Source organism: Cupriavidus sp. SHE, assembly GCF_000812445.1.
In the GTDB taxonomy this organism is placed as follows: domain Bacteria; phylum Pseudomonadota; class Gammaproteobacteria; order Burkholderiales; family Burkholderiaceae; genus Cupriavidus; species Cupriavidus metallidurans.
Window position 1 is genome coordinate 170,479 of sequence record NZ_JWMB01000009.1, and the last position, 24,303, is coordinate 194,781.

Below are 24,303 nucleotides of genomic sequence, written 5' to 3' on the forward strand. Positions count from 1 at the left end.
CCGCGCCGCAGAGGGACATTCAGGCATTCAGGCATCCACCTACCCTTCTCTCCAGGAACAGACCATGAGCTACATCACCACTGAAGACGGCACACAGATCTTCTACAAGGACTGGGGCTCCGGCCAGCCGGTCGTGTTCTCGCACGGCTGGCCGCTCAATGCCGACGCATGGGACGCCCAGATGCTGTTCCTGGTGCAGAAGGGCTTTCGTGTGATCGCGCATGACCGCCGCGGCCACGGCCGCTCGGACCAGCCCGCCAAGGGCAACGACATGGACACGTATGCCGACGATCTGGCTGCGCTGCTCGTGGCGCTGGACATCAAGGGCGCCACGCTGGTCGGCCACTCCACCGGCGGCGGCGAAGTAGCGCACTACATTGGCCGGCACGGCACGCAGCGCGTGGCCAAGGCCGTGCTGATCGGCGCGGTGCCGCCGATCATGGCCAAGACCGCGTCCAACCCCAACGGGTTGCCGATCGACGTGTTCGACGGTATCCGTAAAGGCGTGGCCGACAACCGTTCGCAGTTCTACAAGGACCTGGCCGTGCCGTTCTTCGGCTTCAACCGTCCCGGCGCCAAGGTCTCGCAAGGCACCATCGACACGTTCTGGGCGCAGGGCATGGCAGGCGGCATCGTCGGCCAGTACGCCTGCATCCGCGAGTTCTCGGAAGTGGACTACACCGAGGATCTGAAGAAGATCGACGTGCCCACGCTGGTCCTGCACGGTGACGACGACCAGATCGTGCCGATCGACAACGCGGGCCGCCTCTCCGCCAAGCTGGTGAAGAACGCCACGCTCAAGGTGTACCCGGGCGCGTCGCACGGCATGTGCGTGGTCAATGCCGACGCGGTCAACGCGGATCTGCTGGCCTTCCTGAACACCTAGGCCAACGCCTCCCAACCCGCTACCCGCGGGCAACTCATCGCCCCGACCGCCGCCATCGCGCGGCGGCCTCTTTGGAGCTTTTCACCATGTCATCGACCCCCGACCTCATCCTCGTCAACGGCAAGTTCACCACGCTCGACAAGTCCAACCCGCAAGCTGACGCGGTAGCCATCCAGGACGGGCGCTTCACCAGCGTGGGGACGCGCGACGACATCATGAAACTCGCGGGCGCGCAGACGACGGTGATCGACCTGAACGGCCGGCGAGCCATCCCCGGCCTGATCGACAGCCACATGCACATCATCCGTGGCGGCCTGAACTACAACATGGAACTGCGCTGGGATGGCGTGCGCTCCCTGGCCGATGCGATGCGGATGCTCAAGGACCAGGTGGACCGCACCCCCGCGCCGCAATGGGTGCGCGTGGTAGGCGGCTTCACCGAGCACCAGTTCGCCGAGAAACGGCTGCCGACCATCGACGAACTGAACGCCGTGGCGCCGGACACCCCCGTGTTTATCCTGCACCTGTACGACCGCGCGATCCTGAACGGCGCGGCGCTGCGCACGGTCGGTTATACGAAGGACACCCCCAATCCGCCGGGCGGCGAGATCGTGCGCGATGCCAGCGGCAACCCCACTGGCCTGCTGCTGGCCAAACCCAACGCCACCATCCTCTACGCCACGCTGGCCAAGGGGCCAAAGCTGCCGCTCGAGTACCAGAAGAACTCGACGCGCCATTTCATGCGCGAGGTGAACCGGCTGGGTGTGACTGGCGTGATCGATGCCGGCGGCGGCTTCCAGAATTACCCCGAGGACTACAGCGTCATCGAGGATCTGCACAAGGAAGGCAACCTGACGGTGCGCCTGGCCTACAACCTGTTCACGCAGAAGCCGAAGGCCGAGCTGAACGACTTCACCACATGGACGTCCACCGTCAAGCCGGGCCAGGGCGATGACCTGTATCGGCACAACGGCGCTGGCGAGATGCTCGTCTACACCGCCGCCGACTTCGAGGACTTTCGCGTCGAGCGGCCCGACATGCCGCCGTCGATGGAGGCCGATCTCGAACCGGTGATCCGTCTGCTGGCCGAGAAGCGCTGGCCTTGGCGCCTGCACGCCACCTACGACGAGACGATCACGCGCGCGCTCGATGTCTACGAGAAGGTGGCGCGCGACATTCCGTTCACCGGCCTGAACTGGTTCTTCGATCACGCCGAGACGATCTCCGATCGCAATATCGACCGCATCGCCGCGCTCGGTGGCGGCATCGCCGTGCAGCACCGCATGGCCTACCAGGGCGAGTACTTCGTCGAGCGTTATGGCGCGAAAGCCGCCGAGGCCACGCCGCCGATCCGCAAGATGCTCGACAAGGGGGTCAAGGTGGGCGCAGGCACCGATGCGACGCGCGTGGCGTCCTACAACCCGTGGGTGTCGCTGTACTGGCTAACCACGGGCAAGACCGTGGGCGGCATGTCGATGTACCCCCAAGCCAACCTGCTCGATCGCGAAACCGCATTGCGCCTGTGGACCGAGGCCAATACGTGGTTCTCGTCCGAGGAAGGCAAGAAAGGGCAGATCAAGGCCGGCCAGCTCGCCGACCTCGCGGTGCTGTCTGCGGACTATTTCTCGGTGCCCGGTGACGACATCCAGGACATCACGTCCGTGATGACCGTGCTCGGCGGCAAGGTGGTCTACGGCGACGGCGAGTTCGGCAAGCATTCGCCGGAGATTCCGCCCGCGATGCCCGACTGGTCGCCAGCCCGCTACGGCAGCCAGTACCAGCCGCGGCCAACCGCCAAGGCGAAGACGCTGGCGATGAACACCGCCTGCGGCTGCGCGTCGTCATGCGGCGTGCACGGCCATGCGCACGCGAAGGCGTGGACATCGAACATGCCGACGTCCGACGAGAGCGGATTCTGGGGCGCGCTCGGCTGTTCGTGCTGGGCGTTCTGAGCCACGTGCCAATCTGAACGGAGACCGGTCATGCCTTCCTCGATGCCTTCGCTGTCATCCGCCGGCGATAGCCCTCACCGGCTGCCGCGCTGGCTGCACTGGGTCGCGTTGTTGCTGCTGTGCGCGGCCTACCTGCAGGGCGGACTGGTCAAGCTGTTCGACTTTCCCAGCGCGATGGCCGAAATGCAGCACTTCGGCCTGTCGCCGGCTGGCCCGCTGGCGGCGGGAACTATCGCGCTGGAACTGGGCGCATCGGCCATGATCCTGAGCGGACGCGGCCGTTGGCTCGGCGCGCTGGCGCTGGCCGCATTCACACTGGCGGCGACATTCCTGGCCAACAGCTTCTGGAACGCTCCGCCCGATGCCCGTTTCGGCATGGCCAATGCATTCTTCGAGCACCTGGGTCTGGTCGGCGGCTTCGTGCTTGTGGCCTGGCATGACCTGCGAGCGTAGAGACGATAGATAGTCCACATGACGCAATCCGCCTCGACGGCAAACGCTCCCGCATCAACAGGTACCTTCGCGCCGCTTGCGCAATCGACCTTCGCGGTCCTGTGGGTGGCGACGATCCTCGGCAATATCGGCAGCTTCATGCGCGATGTCGCCAGCGCATGGCTGGCCACCGACCTGTCGACCTCGCCGGCCGCGGTGGCCACCATCCAGGCTGCATCGACGCTGCCGGTGTTCCTGCTCGCGATTCCCGCCGGCGTGCTGTCCGACATCCTTGACCGCCGCCGCTTCCTGATCGTGATCCAGCTCTGCCTGGCCTTGGTCAGCGGCTCGCTGATGCTGTTGGCATGGCGGCAATCGCTGACGATCGAGCTCCTGATCGCGCTGGCGTTCGCCGGCGGCATCGGGTCGGCGATGATGGGGCCGACCTGGCAGTCGATCGTGCCGGAACTGGTTCCAGCCAACACGCTGCGGCAGGCCGTGGCGCTCAACTCGCTTGGCGTGAACATCGCGCGCGCCATCGGGCCGGCCACCGGCGGCCTGCTGCTGGCTGCGTTCGGCGCGGCCGCGACTTACGGCGTGGACCTGCTCAGCTACGTGTTCGTGGTTGCCGCGCTGATCTGGTGGCATCGACCCCAGCGACCGGTCGACCCGCTACGCGAGCACTTCTTCAGCGCGGCCCGCGCCGGGCTGCGTTTCACGCGGGCGCACAGCAAGCTCCATGTCGTGCTGGCCCGTACCGCCGTGCATTTCGCGTTCGGCAGCAGTGTGTGGGCACTGTTGCCGCTCGTGGCGCGCAAGCTGCTTCATGGCAGCGCGGGGCTCTACGGCGTGATGCTCGGGGCGGTCGGGGTGGGCGCAATTCTTGGCGCGCTGCTCATGCCGCGTCTGCAGAAGCGGCTCGACGCCGACGGGATGGTGCTGCTGTCCGCCATCGTCACGGCCGTCGTGATGGCCGCGCTCTCCGTCGCGCCACCCGTCTGGCTGGCGCTGGTGCTGCTGTTGCTGTTGGGCGCGGCATGGATCATGGCGCTGACCACGTTCGGCGGCGTGGCGCAAGCCATCCTGCCCAACTGGGTGCGTGGCCGCGCGCTGGCGGTCTACCAGATGGTCTTCAACGGCGCGCTGGCCGGTGGCAGCTTGCTCTGGGGCTTCGTGGCGCAGGCGCTCGGCACGCCCCCCGCGCTGCTGATCGCCGGGTCGGGCCTGGTAGTCGCCGCGCTGGCGCTGCACCGGCTGCGTCTGCCGCACGGCGAAGACGACCTTGGCCCGGCCGGCCACTGGCCCGAGCCCGAAATGGCCGACGAGATCGCGCACGATCGCGGCCCGGTGATGATTCTGATCGAGTACCTGATTGCCCCGGCCAACCGGGACGGCTTCCTGCACGCCGTGCACCGGCTCTCCGAAGAGCGGCTGCGCGATGGCGCATTCAGTTGGGGCGTGATGGAAGACCCCACCAATCCCGAATTGATGACCGAGTGGTTTCTGGTCGAGTCATGGGCCGAACACCTGCGGCAACACCGCCGCGTGCCGAACGCCGATGCCGACCTGCAGCGAGAAGTGACCGCGTTCCACGGTGGCACGACGCCACCGCGTGTGCGGCATCTGCTGGGCGTGGGACTGCCACCGGACAAGCGATGACGCGCCTGCCGTCCCCCCTGTTTCCTATGACCCGTTTCGTATTGCGACATATCGCGAGGCTCGCATGAAGCTCTATCTGATCTCATTGGGCGCCGGCATCCTGGTCGGCATCATCTACGCGCTGATGCAGGTGCGCTCGCCCGCCCCGCCAGCGGTGGCCCTGATCGGCCTGCTCGGCATGCTCATCGGCGAGCAGGTAGTACCGCCGATCAAGCGCATGATCGCGGGAGAGCCCGTCACCGTGGCGTGGTTCCACCAGGAATGCATGCCGAAGATCACGGGCACGCCCGGCCCGACACTGGCCGCGGCCGACACCAAGGAGAGCAAGCCGGAGCAATGAGGGCGCCATTGAGGCCGATGTCCGGAGCACCGTGTGACTGCCCTTCCCGTAATCGCGATCGTTGACGATGACGCCTCCGTCAGGGACGCCATGGGGCAACTGGTGCGCTCGTTCGACCTGGCCGTGGAACTCTACGCCAGCGGGCAGGCACTGCTGCAATCCGCGTCGATCGGGCACATCCGGTGCGTGGTGAGCGACGTGCGAATGCCGGGCATCGACGGCTTCGCGCTCTGCACGGCGCTGCGCGCGCTTGGGCTCGATGTGCCGGTCATCCTCATGACCGCCTATGCCCAGGACGGTGACGAACAGCGCGCCCTTGACGTGGGCGCCACCGGATTCCTCGGCAAGCCGTTTCAGGAGAAAGAGTTGCTCCGGTGCCTGGCGCGTGCGCTGGCCAGCGGCGAGAGTGGGTCGGGGATCTGACGCGCGGGCTATCCGGCGTCGTCCTGTACCAGCCCAAGAGACTGGGCCATGATGACCAGTTCGGCGAAGGTGCGGGCCTGCATCTTGCGCATGGCGTGACCGCGATAGATCTTGACCGTGGCCTCGCTGATGCCGAGGTCGTCGGCGATCTGCTTGTTCATCAGGCCACGCGCCGCCAGTTGCATGACTTCCTGCTCCCGGCGGGTCAGGGTGTCGAAATGATCGCGAAGCTGCCGGCTCTGCGCCTCGGCCTCGCGCTGCGCCCGGTCGCGCTGCAAGGCCTCGTCAACCGCATCGAGCAGGTCCTGGTCGCGGAATGGCTTGGCAATGAAGTTGACGGCGCCGGCCTTCATGGCCGCCACCGTCATCGGGACGTCACCACGGCCGGAGATGAATACGATCGACGCATGGCGGCCCGCCCGGTTGAGCGTGGCCTGCAGGTCGAGGCCGCTCGCGCCATGCAGATGCACATCGAGCACGATGCAGGTGGGCCGATCCGGAATGCCGTGCGCGAGCAATTCCTCGGCCGAGGCGAACGACTCCGCCGCGAGTCCCGCCGAGCGGAACAGGCTGGATAGCGCCACGCGCACATCCTGATCGTCATCGACGACCAGCACCGCGCTTTCTTCACTTTCGTCACCCTCTTCGATCCTCTCGCGCATCATGGCGATCCTGGGGGCATTTGTTCCGGGAAGTGGGATTATCGGTGCTTTCCCCTGAAATGCAAACGGCCACGCGATCCGTCCCGGCATTCTGTCCCGGGACGCATCGACGTGGCCGTTGCGTGTCACCAGCTACCGGCAAGAAGCCGGTCTGAGGTCTACGGTCAGGTCTCCTTCTTGCCGATGAACACCATGCGTAGCGCCGGCACGATCACCAGCAGCATGATCGGTCCGATCAACATGCCACCCACCACCACGGTGGCCAGCGGACGCTGCACCTGGCTGCCGATCCCGGTGGAGATGGCCGCCGGCAGCAAGCCGATACAGGCCGAAAGCGCTGTCATCAGCATCGGGCGCATCCGCTGCTGCGCCGCCTGCGACATCGCCGCTTCGGACTTCAGCCCCTGTTCACGCAACTGGTTGTAGTAGGTGATCATCAGGATGCCGTCCATGACCGATACCCCGAACAGCGAGACAAAGCCGATGGCCGCGGAGATACTGAAATCCAGACCGGTCACGAACAGCGCGATCACACCCCCGGCGATAGCGAACGGAATGCCCGCGAGCGTCATGACGCTGTCCCGCAGCGAATTGAACAGACCGTACAGCAGCACCATGATCATCACGATGCTGATCGGCACGATCAGCGCCAGCCGCTTCTTTGCCAGTTCCAGTTGCTCGAACTCGCCCGCCCACTGGATGCGGTAGCCCTCGGGCAGCTTGATCTTGCTGGCGATACGCGCCTGCGCTTCCGCCACCGTGCTACCCAGGTCGCGGTCACGCACGCTGAACTTGATCGGGATGTATCGCTGGTTGCGCTCGTGATAGATATACGACGCCCCGGTATCCAGCGATATGTCCGCCAACGCGCTCAACGGAATATAGGCATTCGCGCCATCCGCGGTCTGGTACGCCACCTTGATGTTGCGGATCGCGTCGATACTGCCGCGATACTCGGGCGCCATACGCACCGTCAGCGAGAACTGCCGGTCGCCTTCGAGCACGGTCGTCGCCTGCGTGCCACCCAGCGCGGCCTCCACCACCGAGTTGACATCGCCGGTGTTGAGCCCGTAACGCGCCGCCGCCTCGCGGTTGATCTTGATGTTCAGGTTGGGCTGACCCAGCACGCGGAACACGCCAAGGTCCGACACGCCCCGGATCTCCTTCATCTCGTGCAGCACCTGATCGGCCAGCTTCTCCAGCGTGGGCAGGTCGCGGCCGACGATCTTCACCGAGTTCGCGCCCTTCACGCCGGAAAGGCCTTCCTGGACATTGTCTTGGATGTACTGCGAGAAATTCAGCGAGATCCCTGTGAACTCGTTGGCGAACTCCTTCTGCACCTGCGCGACCAGCTTGTCCTTGGTCATGCCCGCCGGCCATTCATCCATCGGCTTGAGCGGTACGAAGAACTCCGCGTTGAAGAAGCCCGCCGCATCGCTGCCATCGTCCGGACGGCCATGCTGGGACACCACCGTCGCCACTTCAGGATGCGACAGCAGGATCTTGCGCATTCGCGCCACTGACGGCACGCCGGCCTCCAGCGAAACGGTTGGCGGCATGGTGGCGCGAATCCAGAGGTTGCCCTCTTCCAACGCCGGCAGGAACTCTGTGCCCAGCAGCGGCATCAACGCCCCCGTCACCGCCAGCACGCCGGCGCCAATCGCCACCGACAGCTTCTTGTTGCCGAGCGACCATTTGAGCGCGGGCTCATAGATACGATGCAGCCAGCGCACCAGGATGGTTTCCTTCTCCTCGATGTGCTTGGGCAGCAGATAGGTGCACAGCACCGGCGTCACCGTGAACGTGGCGATCAGCGCGCCCAGCAGCGCATAGCCATAGGTACGCGCCATCGGCCCGAAGATCTGCCCTTCCACACCCTGCATCGTGAACAGCGGGACGAACGCCGCCACCGTGATGGCCGCCGAGAAGAACACCGCCTTGTCCACCTGCAGCGCGCTCACGAAGATCATGCGGATGCGGTCCGTGATACCCGCGCCCTTGCCGATCGCCCGCGCGTCCCGACTCATCAGCAGCCGCTGCTGATCCGCCAGCGGCATCTGGAAGTTCCGGAATATGTTCTCCACCAGAATCACCGAGGAGTCCACGATGATCCCGAAGTCGACCGCCCCCACCGACAAGAGGTTGGCGGATTCTCCCAGCATCACCAGGATCATGATGCTGAAGAAGAGCGCGAACGGTATGTTGACGCTGACGATCACCGCGCTGCGCAGATCGCCCAGGAATACCCACTGGATGAAGAACACCAGCAGACAGCCGAACAGCAGGCTGTGCAGCACCGTGTGCGTGGTGACCGAGACCAGCGTCGAACGGTCGTAGTACGGCTCCATTTTCACGCCGGCAGGCAGCGTGCCGTCGCTGTTGATCTTGTCGATCTCGGCCTTGACGCGCGCCACCACCTCGTTGGTCTGCAGCGTCCGGTTCATCACGACGATGGCAGTGACCACATCGTCCTGGTTGTCACGCCCGGAGCGTCCCAGGCGCGGCGTGAAGCCGATCTTGACCTTGGCGACGTCCTTGACCTGCACGGGCACGCCATTGTGCTGTGTCAGCACCACCTGTTCGATGTCCTTGGTGTCCTCGATCAGGCCCACGCCACGTATGTTGACCGACTGCTGTCCAAGGTTGATGGTCCGGCCGCCAACGTTGATGTTGGCGTTACCCAGCGCGGAGATCATCTGCTGCAGCGTGATGTTGTACGCGTCGAGCTTGTGCAGGTCGGCCTCGACGTCGTACTCCTTGGTCGTGCCACCCCAGCTCACCACCTGCGCCACGCCCGGCACCGTCTTCAGTCGCCGTTCGAGCACCCAGTCCTGCAGCGTGCGCAGATTTGTCAGCCCGAAGTGCGCCGGCCCCCTGAGCTGGTAGCGGTAGATTTCACCGACCAGGCTCGACGCCTGGATCTGCGGCTGCACGTTGTTCGGCAGGCTGACGTTCTGCTGCAGGTTGAGCGCGGCCTGCGTATAGGCGAAGTAGTAGTCGACGCCGTACTTGAACGTCACCCGCACGAACGACAGGCCGTAAAACGAAGTCGAGCGGATGCTCTCCACGCCCGGCGTGGCGGCCAGCCCCACTTCCATGGGTACCGTGTAGTAGCGCTCCATCTCCTCGGCGGACAGGCCCGGCGCCTGCGCGGTGATCTCGAGAATCACCGGTGCGGGGTTCGGATAGGCTTCGATGTTCAGCTTCGAGTAGGCGAACAAGCCGGCCCCGGCAAATACCAGGAGGAAAAGCAGAATGAGCGGCCGTCGCGTCAGCGACAACCGAAGTACGTTCCTGAGCACGGAGGCCTCGTCTTCGAATTCTTCGGGATGACTGGGGAGCGGTCGATACGCTTACTGGGCGGCCAGTGCCGCGGCATTGCTCAGGAACAATGCCCCTTCGCTCGCCACAAGCTCGCCCGGCGCAAGACCGCTAAGAATCTGCACCAGACCGTCCTGGGTCTGTCCGACCGTGACCACGCGGCGCTCGAAGCGGCGCTGATCCGTGGTCGTCCATACGGTCATCGTGCCGTCGCCTTCGCGCACCAGACCATCGGCGGCGACTGCCGCGGAATGATCTGGCTCACCGGTGCGGATCGAGAAGGATGTGATCATCCCCGGCCGTAGTTCGTGCTTCGGGTCCTTGACCTCGGAGCGGACCATCAGACGGTGCGTGGCTGCGTCGATGGACGCGCCCGTCGTCGTGATGGTTCCGGCGAACTCCCGCCCCGGAAAGGCCATCGCATGGACCTTGACCGCCTGCCCCACCTTCAGCAGCGGGCTGTCTGCTTCGGTCACGAATGCCTGCATCCAGACCGTAGAGATATCAGAGACCGTGATCGGTGCCGGGCTGTTGCCGGGCTGGACCAGAAGGCCCGGCTGCGCATTGCGCGCCGTCACACGGCCCGCGATCGGGCTGAACACGGTCAGGACCGGGTCGGTGCGACGTTGTTCGATGATGCGATCCATCTCGGACGCGCTCTTGCCGAAGATGGCCACGGCGTCGCGTGCTGCCTTGTAGGCGGCTTCCGAGGCCTGCTGGTCGGAGATGGCCTGGTCGAGATCCTTCTGCGCGATACCCTGGATCTCGAAGAGCTGATGCGCGCGCTCCAGCGCCTTGGCATTGAGCTTGCGCGCGCCGGCCGCGGAGATCAGCGTCGATTCGGCCTGGACCAGATCCGGGCTCTCGATATCGAACAACGGCGCTCCCTTGGCCACGTCTTCGCCAACCTTGACGAACACGTTGCGGACCTTGCCCTGGTAGGCCGTGAACACCTGGACCGAGCGGTCCTGATTGAAGTCGATATTGCCGACGGCTTCACGCTGGTTGGCAAATTCATAGTCTTGCACCGACACGACCTTGACCGTACCCATCTGGGTCTGGGTCAGCGTGACGGACGAGCCGCGCGGCGCCACCTTGGGCGCCGACGGACCTCCCTGACCAAAGCCTTTTTCCGGGCCGTAGAGCGGGCTGGGCTGCGTCCACGCGTTGAATGCGAACATCAACCCCACCAGGACCACAGCGGTGGCGCCCCCGCCCAGGATGGCGGACTTGGCATCGAAACGCATGGACTAACCCTCTGGATTCTGAAAACTTGGCCAAATGATGAGAGTTCGCCGCGTCACGGTCTACTGTGATTAATGACAGTGGCCTGGCCGGCGCATCGCTCATAGAATCCGCCCAGCGCTACCAATAGCTCTACCAACAGCACCAGCCATCGCTTTGAGGTCACGGCCCATGCTGCCAGATCACCGCAGCCCTTCCATTCGTTCGAGAATCCCATTCGCCGGCACGGCTTGCGCCCTGGCCGTTTGCGGCGTTCTGACGGCGTGCGCCGTCGGCCCCAATTTCCAGACGCCCAAGGCGCCCGACGCTACCGCGTACACGCCCAAGCCGCTGCCCACCGAGACGGCATCCGCGCCGGTGCAAGGCGGCGAAGCCCAGCGCTTCGTGGAAGGCATGCAGATCCCCGAGCAGTGGTGGAGCATGTTGCACTCGGAAAAGCTCGACCGCTTTATCGCGGCAGCGATGAAGGCCAATCCGACGGTGACGGCCGCGCAAGCAGCACTGCGGCAAGCCCAGGCGCAGGTGCGCGCGCAGCAGGGCTTCTTCTTCCCGACCATCTCGGGTTCCTATTCGCCATCGCGGCAGCGCAATGCGGTAGGAACGATCTCGCCGACGCTGACGTCTGGCGATCCGCTTTACAACCTGCACACGGCGGAACTGTCGATCAGCTACGCGCCCGATGTGTTCGGCCTGAACCGCCGACGGGTGGAATCGCTGCAGGCGCTCGAGGATGCACAGCGCTTCGAGGTGGAGGCTACGTACCTGACACTGGCATCGAACATCAGCCTGGCCGCTATCGAGGAAGCCTCGTTGCGCGCCCAGATCGACGCGCAGCAACGCATCGTCGCCATCGAGACCAAGCTGTACAACCTGCTGCAGAAACAGTTCACACTCGGGTTCGTCAGCGGCCTCGAAGTGGCCGCAGCCCGGGCCCAGCTTGCGCAGGCCGAGCAGGCATTGCCAGGACTGCGCAAGCAACTGGCCCTGCAGCGCGACCTGCTGGCTGCCCTGGCGGGCAAGCTGCCGGCCGATCCGCTCGACGCCGAGTTCACGTTCGACGATTTCAAGTTGCCGGCGGAACTGCCGGTGTCGCTGCCGTCTGAACTGGTGCGACAGCGCCCGGACGTGCGCGCGGCCGAAGCCCAACTGCACTCGGCCACGGCGGAAGTCGGCGTGGCTATCGCCAACATGCTGCCGCAGCTCACCATCACTGGCTCGTACGGCGGCACGGCCACCGTGTTCAATCAGATGTTCAGCGCCGGCAACGTCTTCTGGAGCCTGGCGGGCAACGTCGCGCAAACGTTCTTTGCGGGCGGCACGATGCTGGCGCTCAAGCACGGCGCCGATGCCGCGCTCGTGCAGGCCGAGGCCCAGTACCGCAGCACCGTCATCAACGCGTTCCAGAACGTGGCCGATACGCTGCACGCGATCGACGCCGATGCGGAAACGCTGCGTGCGGCCATCACCTCGGAGCAGGCCGCGCGCACGACGCTGGAGATCACCGAGAAGCAACTGTCGAGCGGCTACGTCAATGTGCTGGCCGTGCTCAACGCCGAACAGACGATGCGCACTGCCACGCAGGCCACGGCACAGGCGCAGGCTGCGCGCTTCACGGATACCGTGGCGCTCTACCAGTCACTGGGTGGCGGCTGGTGGAACCGCCAGGCCGAAGGCACGCAGGTGGGTGACGCGGGCAAGCCGGCCCGCGCCGAAGTCGCTACGCGCTGAGCGGCGCTGGCGCTTCTGGCAGCCTGAGCAAGAAGCGCGAGCCCGTGCCTTCCGCGCTCCGCACCGACACCGTGCCGCCGTGCAATTCGGCGGCCAGCCGGACGATATAGAGACCCACGCCCGCGCCGGCGGTGCCGGTCACGTTGGCGCCGCGCACGTATCGCTCGAACACGTGGCCGAGATCCTTCTCCGGAATGCCGATGCCCTGGTCCGCGACGCAAATCAGGATCGCGCCCGATTCCATCGATACATCCACGCTGACCGGCGTCTTCGGCGGCGAGTACTTGACGGCGTTCCCGATCAGATTGCTCACGGCCTGGAACAGCAAACGCGCATCGCCATGGAAGACCTCGGGTACGTCGGCGTGCCACTGCTCGACGATCTGCGCATCCGGCGAACTTTCGCGATGCATCTCGCAGACCTCGTGCACCAGCAGGTGTAACGAGAACTCCGTGCGTTGAAACGCCCCCGGTGTTGCCAGGTCAAGTACCTGCGATGCCCCGAGCATGTCTTCGATCAGCGCGGTCATCCGCCGCACCGCCGCGCGGATTTTGCTCGAACGATCCTGCACCGCCTCAAGCGACAGCGGCGGCTTGATATGGCTCAGGCGCTGCGCGTAGCCGTCGATCACGGTCAACGGGGTGCGGAATTCGTGCGACACCATCGACACGAAGTTGCGCTGCAGCTCCGCCATGCGCCGCTCGTTGGCCAGCGTGATTTCCAGCGTGCGGGCCTGCTCGGCCAGCGTGGCGCGGCTTTGCGCCAGCGCCACCGTGTTATCGCGGAACCGGACCACGGCGCGAGCGATCTCGCCCACTTCGTCCGGGCGCTCGGTCGATGGGATGTCGATCTCGGTTTCGTTGTCGGAGATCCGGTGCATCCGGTCGACCAGTTCCGCGATTGGATTGGTCACAGCCGTGACGAAGTAGAGCACGCCGGCAATCATCAGCAGCGCCGCCACGATGATCGCGTTCACGATCAGGTCCCTGGCATGCCGGTAGGCTACGGCCTCCGCCTGGGTAGCCTCGTTCGCGCCGGTGACGTTGCGCTCGGTCAGCGTCGCCAGCGTGGCGTTGGCCACAGTGAAGGCGCGTCGGGACTCCTGGTAGTAAAGCGCGATGGCGTCGGTCTTGTCATCGCGCTGGGAAAGCACCAGCACTCGGCTGGCCAGTTCCCGATATGCCCGCCACTGCTCGCTGAACTGCCGGTAGAGGTCCAGCTCGATGGGGTCATGCTCGATCGTTTCGTAGCGCCGCTTGGCATCCGCGATTTCTTCATCGAGTACCGCGAGCGAACCTTCCGCGCGCCCCCGATCCTTGCCGCGACGCGCGGTCAGCAGTTCACCCTCGGTAGCGCGGAAGTCCGAGATGCTGTTGTTGAGATCGCCTGCGATGCGGTTGCTCAGCAGCCAGCGGCCACTGATCTCGGCCGCGACGTTGTGAAAGGCGCTGAGCCGGTTGATGCTGAACGCGCCCAGCCCGATTACGAGCAGCAGGAACAGGACGAACACCAGCGGCAGACGCACGCGCAATCGATTGAGCTGTGCCAGCGGGGCCGCGGAAAGCCTGCCCACCGCTACCTTTCCCTCCGCGCTAGACAAGTGGCGCATACATTACCTTGAAGTTGCAAGATGCCGTTCGATTGACGGGTTACGGCCCGCTCCCCTACAGTAGTGCCCCTACATGGTCACATCTGCAGACAATACTCCCCGCCAGATTCTATGCATCGAAGACGATGCAGAGACAGCAACGCTCATCGCGGAAGAACTGAGCGAGCGAGGCTTCGCCGTGACCGTCGCCCATGACGGCCAGGAAGGCTTTGCCGCCATTCTGCGCATGCCACCCGATCTCGTCCTGTGCGATGTGGGGATGCCTGTCATGGACGGCTTCGAGGTGCTCGCGAAACTGCGCGCGCTGGCCCCGCGATATGCTGAAGTGCCTTTCGTTTTCCTTACCGCGCTGGCCCAGCGCGATGCCGAACTCAAGGGACGCCGCCTGGGTGCGGACGACTACGTCGCCAAACCCGTGGATTTTGACATCCTTGAGAGCATTATCGAAGCGCGACTGTCGCGCGCTGTCAAACCGCAACAACGCACCCCGCAGAACGTCACGCTGAGCGAGCGCGAGATCGAGGCGCTTTCATGGTCCGCACGCGGCAAAACGTCGGGCGAGATCGCGACGATCCTGGGGCTGTCGAAGCGGACGGTCGATTTCCATATCGACCGCGCCAGGGAAAAACTGGGCGTGGCCACGCGGGTCGAAGCCGTGGTGCGCGCGGCCACCGAGGGGTTCATCAAACCGTAGGCGCCGATCAGTCGTCGTCGTGCCAGCGGTGCCATTCACGACGGCGGTACTCGTGCTCGCGCCATTCGTGCTCGCGCCACTCCCGGCCGCGCCAGCCATCGTAGTAGCCCGGCGCCACCACGACCGGCCGCGGTGCCACGTAGACCGGAGGCGGTGGCGCGACATACACCGGAGCCGGTTGGTAATAGACCGGCGCCGCCGGTGCCACAACGACACCGGGAATGCCGATGCCAATCCCTACGTCCACGCGAGCCAGCGCGCTGCCCGATGCCAGTGCCGCCACGCCGGCCACGATGCCGGCAATCATGATTCGTTTCATATGCAGTACCTCCTGCGTGCAAGTCTATGAGCGCCCGGGTTCGTCTTGTCTTTGCGAACTGTTAGCGCGGTTATGACGTGTAACGGAGATATCCATCGAACGTTGACGAATCAGACACATCCTGGCCGGAAGCTTTGTAAGGGATTGTTGCCGCGCCGCGCACTATGGCTACGCTAAGTCTTGTACGAAAGAATGGCCTCTCGTTTTCGCGGCGTCGCTCCTTAATGAAGACTTAATGCGGCCGCTGTACAACCTCCGCGCACGCGCCGCGACTTAATCCAGCCTTAAGACAACGAACATGCGATGAACACTTCCACCACACATCACGCACTCAGCAAGGTGCCCGAGATCACGCTGGGCTTCTGGCTCATCAAGATCGCCGCCACCACGCTTGGGGAAACCGGCGGCGATGCCTTGTCGATGTCGCTGAATCTCGGCTACCTCGTCAGCACGGCGATATTCGCGGTGATATTCCTTGCCGCCGTCTCCGCGCAAATCCGCGCACGCACTTTCCGGCCCGCGCTGTACTGGGTGACCATCGTCGCCACGACCACCGTCGGCACCACGCTTGCGGACTTTGCAGACCGCTCGCTCGGCATCGGCTATGCCGGAGGCAGCGCACTGCTGCTGGCGCTGCTCCTGCTGTCGCTGGCCACGTGGTATCGCTCGATGGGAACGGTGTCGGTGGACACGGTCAACTCGCCGAAGGCCGAGCTGTTCTACTGGGTGACGATCATGTTCTCGCAGACACTCGGTACGGCGCTGGGCGACTGGACCGCCGACACCATCGGCCTGGGCTATCTGGGCGGCATGCTCGTCTTCGTCACGCTGCTCGCGGCGATTGCCGCGGCCTACTACTGGACCAGCATCTCGCGCACCCTGCTGTTCTGGGCCGCCTTTATCCTGACCCGTCCGCTCGGTGCCGTGGTTGGCGACTTTCTTGACAAGCCGCTGCAATCGGGTGGGCTGGCGCTGAGCCGCTTCTCGGCGTCGGCCGCGCTGGTCTCGTTCATGGTGATCTGCATCCTGCTGCTGCCCCAGCGGGCGGCGGCCCGCGCAAGCCATTGAGCGGCGCTATGATGCGTGATGTCGGACACCGTTGGCATGGAGAACGCGATGCGGGTGCTGCTGGTCGAGGATGACCGCATGATCGGACAGGTGGTGCAGGACGCCCTGAAGGACGCCTCCTGCGCCGCCGACTGGGTCGAGGATGGACAGGCCGCGTTGGACGCGCTGGATCGCCAGCACTATGACGTGGTCTTGCTGGATCTGGGCCTGCCGCGCAAGAGCGGCCATGCAGTGCTGACGTCGCTGCGCGCGCGTGGCAGCGCCGTGCCGGTGCTGATCCTCACGGCTCGGGACGCGCTCGAAGACCGCATCGGCGGGCTCGATGCTGGCGCCGACGACTATCTGGTCAAGCCATTCGAGATGGATGAACTGCTCGCGCGAATGCGGGCTGTGTGGCGCCGGAGAAGTGGCCTGGCGTCATCGGTGCTCGGCAATGGCCGCGTCTCGCTGGACCTGTCGACCCGGCAGGCCACCCTGACGGGCGGCGCGCCCCAGCAACTCACGAATCGCGAGTTCGCGCTGCTGCAGGCGTTGCTGGCACGCCCAGGCGCGATCCTGTCGCGTGCCGAGCTTGAAGAGCGCATCTATGGCTGGGGCGATGAAGTGGAAAGCAATGCGGTCGAGTTCCTGATCCACGGCCTGCGCAGAAAGCTTGGCAGCACCATCATCAGAAACGTCAGGGGGGTGGGATGGCAGGTGCCGAAGGAAGGCTGAAACACGCCGGGCCAAAGCATTCGGTCCAGCAACGGCTATCCCTCTGGGTATCGCTGGCGATCCTCGCGGTGGCACTCATCGGCGGCATCTTTTCGTTCGCCTCCGCGTTCCGCGAAGCCAACATCATGCAGGACGACCTGCTGCGGCAGGTGTCGATGCTGTTCGATGCGCAGCATCTGCCCGCGCCCCAACTGGCAGACGCTGGCAGACTGCCACACAGCGACGAGGAAGCCCGCGTGATCGTGCAGACCCTGTCACCGGGCGGTGACGGCGCCCGGCAGATACTGGCATTGCCCGCCAGCGCGCCCGATGGTCTCGGCACCTTCGAGGTCGACCATGAGTCCTACCGCGTGCTGATCCGGACGCTGCCGACCGGCCAGCGCATTGCCGTCGCCCAGGAAACCGGCATGCGCGACGAAATCGCGCGCAACAGCGCACAGGTCACGGTGTTGCCGTTTCTGGTGCTCGTGCCGGTGCTGCTGCTGATCGTGGCCTATCTGGTCCGCCAGATGTTTCGCCCCATCTCTACCCTTTCCACGGACATCGACCAGCGCGGCGAGCACGAACTCTATCCGTTGCCGGAGGATGAGCTTCCCGCCGAAGTGCGTCCTTTCGTGGTGGCGATCAACCGACTGCTGGCCCGTATCGCGCAGGCCATGGAGATGCAGCGCCGCTTCGTCGCCGACGCGGCGCACGAACTGCGCTCGCCGATGACCGCGCTATCGCTGCAGGCCGAACGGCTCGAACGCACCGAGATGCCCGAGGCGGCGCGCACCCGGCTGGCCACCCTGCGGCGCGGCATCGAACGCAGCCGCGCCCTGCTGGAACAGTTGCTGAGTCTCGCACGTGCCCAATCGGCAACCGCCGCGCCAGCGCCAGCGGAAAGCATCTCCGTGCGGCACGCCTTCCGGCGCGTGCTGGAAGACCTGATGCCACTGGCCGATTCGCGTCACATCGACATCGGCGCGGTTGGCGACACCGATGCGCAGGTGCCAATTCAGGAAGTGGAGCTGATCACGCTGCTCAAGAACCTCGTAGACAACGCCATCCGCTATACGCCCGAACACGGCCGCGTCGATCTGTCGGTGGAGACTTCCCCCAATGCGGTGGCGATGATCGTGACCGATTCCGGACCCGGCATCCACGCGGAGGAACGAAGCAGAATCTTTGATCCGTTCTACCGGATTCCGGGCAACGACGCGCCCGGCTCAGGCCTCGGTCTCTCCATCGTCCGGGTCATTGCCGAGCGGGTGGGCGCCACGGTCGAGATCGACTACGCCGACGCGACCGCTCGCCGCGGCACGCGCGTGACGGTGCGCGTGCCCTGTGGTGGCAACGATAGCGATAACGTTGGCGGCAACGAGAGCGGCGTCCGTCGGCAGCACGCGGCTGCCGCCACGGATCAGCCGTTACCCTGAGCCTTGCCGGCGGCCTCCGGCGCTGCGGCCGGCTTGCTGTCCGAGTGGTTCTCCGGCGGGTTCTCCAACGTCTTGCCCGATTCATCCTCCCAGCTTCCGCCCAGCGCCTGCATCAGGCCCACGGTATCGGAGTAACGGCTCGCGCGCGCCTGTACGAGCGTAATCGCCGACTGCCGATACGTCTGCTCGGCCAGCATCACGGCCGGGTAGCCGATCTGTCCGGCCTTCCACTGTGCCTGGGCGATGTTGAAGCTGCGGTACGCGGCACGCTCGGCATCCGATGCAGTGCGCAGTCCCCGCGCATCGGCCTCGATCGCATGCAGCGCGTCGGCCACCCCCTGATAGGCGGTCAGCACGGTGCTGCGGTACTGCGCAGATGCCTGCTTGTAGGCCGCCTCGGCCGCGCGCTGCTGGTGCAGCAGCATCCCGCCCTTGAAGATCGGCTGCATCAGGCCCGCGGAGATTCCCCAGAAGCCGGTGCCGGCGGTGAAGAGATCCCCAATCGCCTGCGACGAGCTACCGAGCGCGGCGGTCAGCGTGATATTCGGCAGGCGGGCCGCAGTGGCCACGCCGATCTGGGCGCTGGCCGCGTGCATCTGCGCTTCCGCCGCGCGAATGTCGGGACGCTGGCCAACCAGCCTCGACGGCAGGCTCAGCGGCAATGTCCCGGGCAGCGTCAGCGATTCGAAGTCGAACTGCTGCGGCACAGCATCGCTCGGCAACCGGCCCGTCAATGCCGCCAGCAGGTTGCGCTGCTGGGCGAGTTGCCGGTCCAGCGGCGGCAATGCCGCTTCCGCCTGCGCCAGCGTGGCTTCCTGTGCTGCGACCTCGGCGGCGCCGACCTGCCCTAGGCGCTGCTGCTTGCGCACGGCATCGAGCTGGCGCGTGGATAGCGCGATGACGTCTTGCGTCGCGCGGATCTGGGCGCGCAGCGAGGCTTCCTGGATCGCCGCATTGACGACGTTCGACGTCAGCGTCAGGTACGCGGCCTGCCACTGGAACCGGGCAACGTCGGCCTGCGCCACGCCTGACTCCACCTGCCGGCGCGTGCCGCCGAAGACGTCAGGCACATACGAGACACTCAACTGCGCCGTGTGCAGCGTGAACAGATCGCTGTTGTCGGACAGCGGGCTCGCGATGATCTGGGCGATCTTCTGGCGCGACGGCGTGTACGACGCGTCGACGCTCGGAAAGAACGCGCCACGCTGCGCCGCCACGTTCTCCTGGGCCACGCGCAGCGCGGCCTCCATCGCCTGCAGATCCGGGTTGGCGCGCAATGCGGCATCCACCAGCGCGTTGAGTTCGCTGGAGCCGAACATCGTCCACCACTGCGCCGGCACATCCTGCCCCGGCGCGAAGCGCTGCGCCTGCCCATCCGGCGTGGATGCCGATGCGGTCTCCGCGGGCAATGTCGTCGCCGTGTAGCGATCGGTCTCGGGCGCGGCCGGGCGCTGGAAGTCCGGGCCCACCGCGCAACCCGCGGTGGCCAGCGCCAGCAGCGCCGCCATGCTGATCGAAGTGATTCTAGCCATTACAAGTCCCCTTCACTGGTGGGGCCAAACTGGACCGGCGGCTCCTCGCGCACCTGCTTCGCCGCGCGTGTCTCGATCAGGTAATACAAGGCGGGCAACAGCACCAGCGTCAGCGCGGTTGCCGTGATCAGCCCGCCCACCACCACCGTGGCCAGCGGACGCTGCACGTCGCTGCCCAGCCCGTGCGCAAGCGCCGCCGGAATCAGGCCCAGCGCTGCCACGGTCGCAGTCATCAGCACCGGCCGCATCCGCTCGCCCGCGCCACGCACCACCGCTTCCTTCAGGCTCACGCCAGAGGTATCGCGCCACCGGTTCAGGTTGGCGATCATGATGATCGCGTTCAATACCGCCACGCCAAACAGCGCGATGAAGCCAACCGCCGACGACACGTTCAGCGTCATCCCGCGCAGATGCAGCGCCACCAATCCGCCCAGCGTTGCCAGCGGCACCGCCATCAGGATCAGCGCGGGCTGCCGCAGGTTCTTGAACTCGCCGAACAGCAGCACGAACATCAGCGCCAGCACCATCGGCAGGATCACCGCCAGACGTGCCTGGGCGCGCTGCTGGTTCTCGAACTGACCGCCCCATGCCACCTGAATATGGGTACGGTCGTACGGCACTTCCTTGTCGATGCGCGTCCGCGCCTCTTCAAGGAACGACGACAGATCGCGGCCGCGCAGATTCAGGCGTACCGTCAGGTGCCGCTTGTTCATCTCGCGCGTGATCGTGGTCTCGCCTTCGGCCAGACGAATATGCGCCACCTGGGCCAGCGCCACATGCGCGCCATTGGCGGCCGTAAGCGTCAGGTTGCCGATTGCCTCGGGGTCATTGCGCGAGCTGCCGATGAAGCGCGCCACCACGTTGTAGCTGCGGTCCTCGACGAACACCTGCGTGACGGGGCTGCCACCGATGCCTGTCTGGATCAGCGCCATCACGTCGGCCACATTGATGCCCAGCCGCGCGGCGGCGGCGCGATCGACATCGATACGCACCTGCGGCAGCGGCGGCTCCTGATCGATGATCACGTCCTGCGCGCCCGGCACCGTCTTCAGCAGCCGCGTGATTGCCGTGGCCACCTGCCGTGTCTCGGCGAAGTCGTTGCCGTACACCTTGACCACCAGGTCGCTGTGCGCGCCCGCCAGCTTGTCTAGCACACCGTCGATCATCGGCTGGGAGAAGCCCACCTGAGTACCCGGCAGATCACGGAAGCGCGTGGCCATGGCCTCGATCAGTTGCTGCTTGTCGCGGCCGGAGGTCCAGGTGCTATATGGGTGCAGCGTCACCGCGGTCTCGATATGTGACGGCGAGAACGGATCGGTACCTTCGTCGTTGCGGCCCACCTGCGTCACCACGTGCTCCACCTCCGGGAACTCCATCGTCGCGGCACGCAGATTGTCGGCCATCTGGCCAGCCTTTTCGAGCGAGATGCCAGGCGGGAGCGTCACCTGCAGCCATATCGAGCCTTCGTCCAGATACGGCAGGAAGTCCCGCCCGATCGTCGCGCCCAGGATCATCACGCCGACCAGCGTGGCCACCGCGATGCCAATTGCCGTGCGCGTGCTGCCCACCAGCCGGTTCAGCACCGATTCATAGCGCGGCGCGAGCCAGACCAGCGCCGGGTTGTGAAACACCTTGCGCGGCTTGCGATAAGCCCAGTACGCCAGCCCCGGAATCAGCAGCAGCGCCACCAGCAACGCCCCGAACAGCGCGAAACCCACGGCGAAGGCCATTGGCGAGAACAGCTTGTACTCGATGCGCTGGAACGCGAACAACGGCAGATAGGCCGTGATGATCACGATCATGCCGAAGAAAATCGGGCGCGCCACCTGCAGCACCGACTGCATGATGTCTCGGCCATGCAGTTCTTTCTCCGCGTCCTCCTCGCGCCGGCGCAGGATGTTCTCCATCACCACGATGGCGCCGTCCACGATGATGCCGAAGTCGATCGCGCCGAGCGAAAGCAGGTTCGCCGGGATCTTGAAGTGATGCATCAGGATAAACGCCATCAGCAGCGACAGCGGGATCGTGACGGCCACAATGATCGCCGCACGCGGGCTGCCCAGGAACAGCAGCAGCACCAGCGACACCAGGAACATGCCTTCCAGCAGCGTCTTGCCCACGGTATGCACCGTGGCATCGACGAGATTGCTCCGGTCGATATACGGCACCACCTTGACGTCCTTGGGCAGGATGTTGTCGTTCAGGTCACGCACGGCGGCATGAACACCCTCCATCACGACCGACGGATTCTCGTTCTTGAGCAACAGCGTGATGCCCTGGATCGTGTCCGGGTTGCGGTCCATGCCCAAGATGCCGTGGCGCTGCGGGTTGCCAAGCACCACGCGGCCAAGATCCTTCACCAGCACGGGCACGCCATTCTTCTGGGTGACAACGATGTTGCCCAGATCGTCCAGATTACGGATCAGGCCCACGCCACGCACCACGAGCCCCTGCTCACCGCGATTCAGGATGCTGCCGCCGGCATTGGCATTGTTCTCGGAGATTGCCTGCGTGATCTGGTTCAGCGAGATGTTGTACTTCGACAGCATCACCGGATCGAACTCGAGCATGAACTGCGTGGTCAGGCCGCCGAAGTTGGCCACGTCCACCACGCCCGCCACCTGCTTCAGGCGCGGAATCACCTTCCAGAACTGAAGTTCCGACAGCTCGCGCAGATCGCGTGTCTTCGAGACGAGCGTATAGCGGTAGATTTCACCGATCGGTGACGTCAGCGGGTCAAGCGACGGCTGCGCACCGTACGGCAGCGAAACGCCATTGATGCGCTCCTGCAGGCGCTGGCGCGACCAGTAGTCCTCCGCGCCGTCCTTGAACACCACGGTGATCAGGGACAGGCCGAACGTGCTCTTGGAGCGCATCACGTGCATGCCGGGCACGCCCATGATCTCGCGCTCGAGCGGGATTGTGATCTGCTGCTCGACTTCCTCGGCGGCCAGTCCGTTGACCTGCGTGACCACCTGCGAGGTGGTGTCGGCAATGTCCGGATACGCTTCCAGGGGCAGTTGCTTCCACGCGTACCAGCCGTACAGCGCGACCATCGCGAACACCAGCGCGACGATACCGCGCCGGTTGAAGCACAGGGTTACAAGGCGCTCAATCATTCAGCAGCACCCCTTCCTTCACCACCACGCGGTCTCCCGCGGACAGGCCCGACTTCACTTCCATCCGGTCGCCGATTTGCGCGCCGAGCTTGATCACACGGGGTTCGAACTGCCACGGCGCCACTTCGACGAATGCGCGAGTGTAGAAGCCGCTCTGCACGATGGCCGACATCGGCACGACGATGCCTTCATGCGGCTGGGACAGGAAGGTAGCCTGCGCGAACATGCCGGGACGGAGCCGTCCGTCGGGGTTGTCGAACACCATGCGCACCTTGGTCGTGCGCGTGTCCGCATCAAGGATCTGGCCGACATAGCGCACCTTGCCCGGTTGCGGATCGTCATAGGCGTCAAACTTGACGGTGGCCGACTGGCCGACATACACGTGGCCCAGATCCTTTTCCTGCGCGTTGGCCGTGACAAACACGTGCGAGAGATCGGCAACGGTCATCAGCGAGGCCGTGGTGTCGTTCCAGTACGCGCCGGTCGCGGCATTGAGATCGACCACGCGCCCGTTGATCGGTGATCGCACGGTCAGGATGTGGCCGCCGCCCGTCTGCGCCGTGCCGCCACTCTTGGCGCCAAGTTGCGCCAGACGCGCATCGGCGCGCTGGGATTCGCTGGCGGCCTGGTCATAGTCGCTCTGGGCCTGCTCGAAGTCGCGCTTTGCGGCGATCTCTGACTTGTCCAGTTCCCGCTGACGATCCAGGTTGCGGCGTGCCATCGTCATGGCCGCGCGGGCCTTGGCGGCGTCGCTGGTGGCCTGCGCGAGATCGGCCGAATCGATCGTGAACAGCACGTCGCCAGCCTTGACCTCGTCGCCAAGCTGCTTGTTCAGGCTGACGATGCGGCCGGCCAGCGGCGGCAGCACTTTCACGAGCTTGGCCGGATCGGCTTCCACCATGGCCGGCAGATTGAACGGCGCGGCCACGGTTTCGCGCGTGGCAGGCGCGACGGCCAAGGTACGGCGCAATGGCGACTCGGCCGGGACTACCAGGCGCTCGCCTTCATGACGCAGGGCGACGGGCGGGTCCGCGCGCTTCTGGTCGGCCTTGGCGCGCATCGTCCAGACACCAGCACCGCCGAGACCCAGTATGACCGCCGCGGCAAGCCAGTAGACAACGCGCCCGGGAAAGGCTGGCTTGTTTTTCATCATTCACTCCGATGCTGATGTTTCAAAAGATA

19 protein-coding genes are annotated in these 24,303 nt (G+C 65.3%); 11 read left to right on the forward strand and 8 right to left on the reverse strand.

Features of this window, described 5'->3' with window-relative positions:
- Window positions 1-64: 64 nt before the first annotated feature.
- The 6 genes from RN01_RS04785 (at window position 65) to RN01_RS04810 (ending at window position 5,692) form a co-directional block, all read left to right on the forward strand.
- The gene (locus RN01_RS04785; RefSeq protein ID WP_024570016.1) at window positions 65-886 is read left to right on the forward strand and encodes an alpha/beta fold hydrolase; all 822 of its coding nucleotides are present in this window, start codon (window positions 65-67) and stop codon (window positions 884-886) included.
- A gap of 86 nt (window positions 887-972) precedes the next feature.
- Window positions 973-2,838, forward strand: a complete 1,866-nt coding sequence (locus RN01_RS04790; protein WP_017513591.1) for an amidohydrolase — start codon at window positions 973-975, stop codon at window positions 2,836-2,838.
- A gap of 30 nt (window positions 2,839-2,868) precedes the next feature.
- On the forward strand, window positions 2,869-3,291 hold the full coding sequence (locus tag RN01_RS04795; protein ID WP_008651870.1) for a DoxX family protein: 423 nt from the start codon (window positions 2,869-2,871) through the stop codon (window positions 3,289-3,291).
- Between the two features lie 18 nt (window positions 3,292-3,309).
- A complete protein-coding gene (locus tag RN01_RS04800; protein WP_024570015.1) occupies window positions 3,310-4,929 on the forward strand; it encodes an MFS transporter in 1,620 nt (539 codons plus the stop codon).
- Between the two features lie 64 nt (window positions 4,930-4,993).
- The gene (locus RN01_RS04805; RefSeq protein WP_008651867.1) at window positions 4,994-5,269 is read left to right on the forward strand and encodes a XapX domain-containing protein; all 276 of its coding nucleotides are present in this window, start codon (window positions 4,994-4,996) and stop codon (window positions 5,267-5,269) included.
- 33 nt (window positions 5,270-5,302) lie between these two features.
- A complete protein-coding gene (locus RN01_RS04810) occupies window positions 5,303-5,692 on the forward strand; it encodes a response regulator transcription factor (protein ID WP_017513590.1) in 390 nt (129 codons plus the stop codon).
- A gap of 8 nt (window positions 5,693-5,700) precedes the next feature.
- Here the strand turns inward: RN01_RS04810 and RN01_RS04815 are convergent, their stop codons facing one another.
- The 3 genes from RN01_RS04815 to RN01_RS04825 all read right to left on the reverse strand — a co-directional run bounded on the left by RN01_RS04815 (window position 5,701) and on the right by RN01_RS04825 (window position 10,922).
- Window positions 5,701-6,357: a response regulator transcription factor gene (locus tag RN01_RS04815; protein ID WP_017513589.1), complete on the reverse strand. Its 657-nt coding sequence runs from the start codon at window positions 6,355-6,357 to the stop codon at window positions 5,701-5,703.
- Between the two features lie 161 nt (window positions 6,358-6,518).
- Window positions 6,519-9,656 (reverse strand): efflux RND transporter permease subunit, encoded by a 3,138-nt coding sequence (locus tag RN01_RS04820; RefSeq protein ID WP_024570014.1) that lies wholly within the window; start codon window positions 9,654-9,656, stop codon window positions 6,519-6,521.
- A 51-nt stretch (window positions 9,657-9,707) separates the two neighbouring features.
- Complete coding sequence (locus RN01_RS04825) at window positions 9,708-10,922, reverse strand: efflux RND transporter periplasmic adaptor subunit (RefSeq protein WP_024570013.1); 1,215 nt, start codon at window positions 10,920-10,922, stop codon at window positions 9,708-9,710.
- Between the two features lie 169 nt (window positions 10,923-11,091).
- On the opposite strand from RN01_RS04825, the gene RN01_RS04830 reads away from it, so the two are divergent.
- Window positions 11,092-12,648 (forward strand): efflux transporter outer membrane subunit, encoded by a 1,557-nt coding sequence (locus RN01_RS04830; RefSeq protein WP_017514498.1) that lies wholly within the window; start codon window positions 11,092-11,094, stop codon window positions 12,646-12,648.
- On the opposite strand, the gene RN01_RS04835 is transcribed toward RN01_RS04830, so the two are convergent.
- Complete coding sequence (locus RN01_RS04835; RefSeq protein WP_024570012.1) at window positions 12,638-14,257, reverse strand: ATP-binding protein; 1,620 nt, start codon at window positions 14,255-14,257, stop codon at window positions 12,638-12,640. The genes RN01_RS04830 and RN01_RS04835 overlap by 11 nt on opposite strands.
- Before the next feature lie 73 nt (window positions 14,258-14,330).
- Here RN01_RS04835 and RN01_RS04840 point away from each other — a divergent pair, with 73 nt between their 5' ends.
- Window positions 14,331-14,951: a response regulator transcription factor gene (locus tag RN01_RS04840; protein ID WP_017513859.1), complete on the forward strand. Its 621-nt coding sequence runs from the start codon at window positions 14,331-14,333 to the stop codon at window positions 14,949-14,951.
- 7 nt (window positions 14,952-14,958) lie between these two features.
- On the opposite strand, the gene RN01_RS04845 is transcribed toward RN01_RS04840, so the two are convergent.
- Window positions 14,959-15,270 (reverse strand): hypothetical protein, encoded by a 312-nt coding sequence (locus RN01_RS04845; RefSeq protein WP_008651852.1) that lies wholly within the window; start codon window positions 15,268-15,270, stop codon window positions 14,959-14,961.
- A gap of 303 nt (window positions 15,271-15,573) precedes the next feature.
- On the opposite strand from RN01_RS04845, the gene RN01_RS04850 reads away from it, so the two are divergent.
- Genes RN01_RS04850 through RN01_RS04860 form a run of 3 tightly spaced genes read left to right on the forward strand, consistent with a single transcriptional unit; the run spans window position 15,574 to window position 18,470 of the window.
- A complete protein-coding gene (locus tag RN01_RS04850; RefSeq protein ID WP_017513858.1) occupies window positions 15,574-16,338 on the forward strand; it encodes a membrane protein in 765 nt (254 codons plus the stop codon).
- Between the two features lie 48 nt (window positions 16,339-16,386).
- Window positions 16,387-17,052, forward strand: a complete 666-nt coding sequence (locus RN01_RS04855) for a response regulator transcription factor (protein WP_011519728.1) — start codon at window positions 16,387-16,389, stop codon at window positions 17,050-17,052.
- Window positions 17,028-18,470, forward strand: coding sequence for an ATP-binding protein (locus RN01_RS04860; RefSeq protein ID WP_017513856.1), 1,443 nt, complete (start codon window positions 17,028-17,030; stop codon window positions 18,468-18,470). Before RN01_RS04855 ends, RN01_RS04860 begins: the two co-directional genes overlap by 25 nt.
- Here RN01_RS04860 and RN01_RS04865 read toward each other — a convergent pair.
- Genes RN01_RS04865 through zneB form a run of 3 tightly spaced genes read right to left on the reverse strand, consistent with a single transcriptional unit; the run spans window position 18,455 to window position 24,271 of the window.
- Window positions 18,455-20,002 carry an efflux transporter outer membrane subunit gene (locus RN01_RS04865; RefSeq protein WP_024570011.1) on the reverse strand — a complete coding sequence of 516 codons (1,548 nt, stop codon included), beginning with the start codon at window positions 20,000-20,002 and terminating at the stop codon, window positions 18,455-18,457. The two genes, RN01_RS04860 and RN01_RS04865, sit on opposite strands and share 16 nt — an antisense overlap.
- Complete coding sequence (locus tag RN01_RS04870; RefSeq protein WP_024570010.1) at window positions 20,002-23,121, reverse strand: efflux RND transporter permease subunit; 3,120 nt, start codon at window positions 23,119-23,121, stop codon at window positions 20,002-20,004. Before RN01_RS04870 ends, RN01_RS04865 begins: the two co-directional genes overlap by 1 nt.
- Window positions 23,114-24,271 (reverse strand): zinc efflux RND transporter periplasmic adaptor subunit ZneB, encoded by a 1,158-nt coding sequence (gene zneB / locus RN01_RS04875; protein WP_024570009.1) that lies wholly within the window; start codon window positions 24,269-24,271, stop codon window positions 23,114-23,116. Before zneB ends, RN01_RS04870 begins: the two co-directional genes overlap by 8 nt.
- Window positions 24,272-24,303 lie beyond the last annotated feature (32 nt).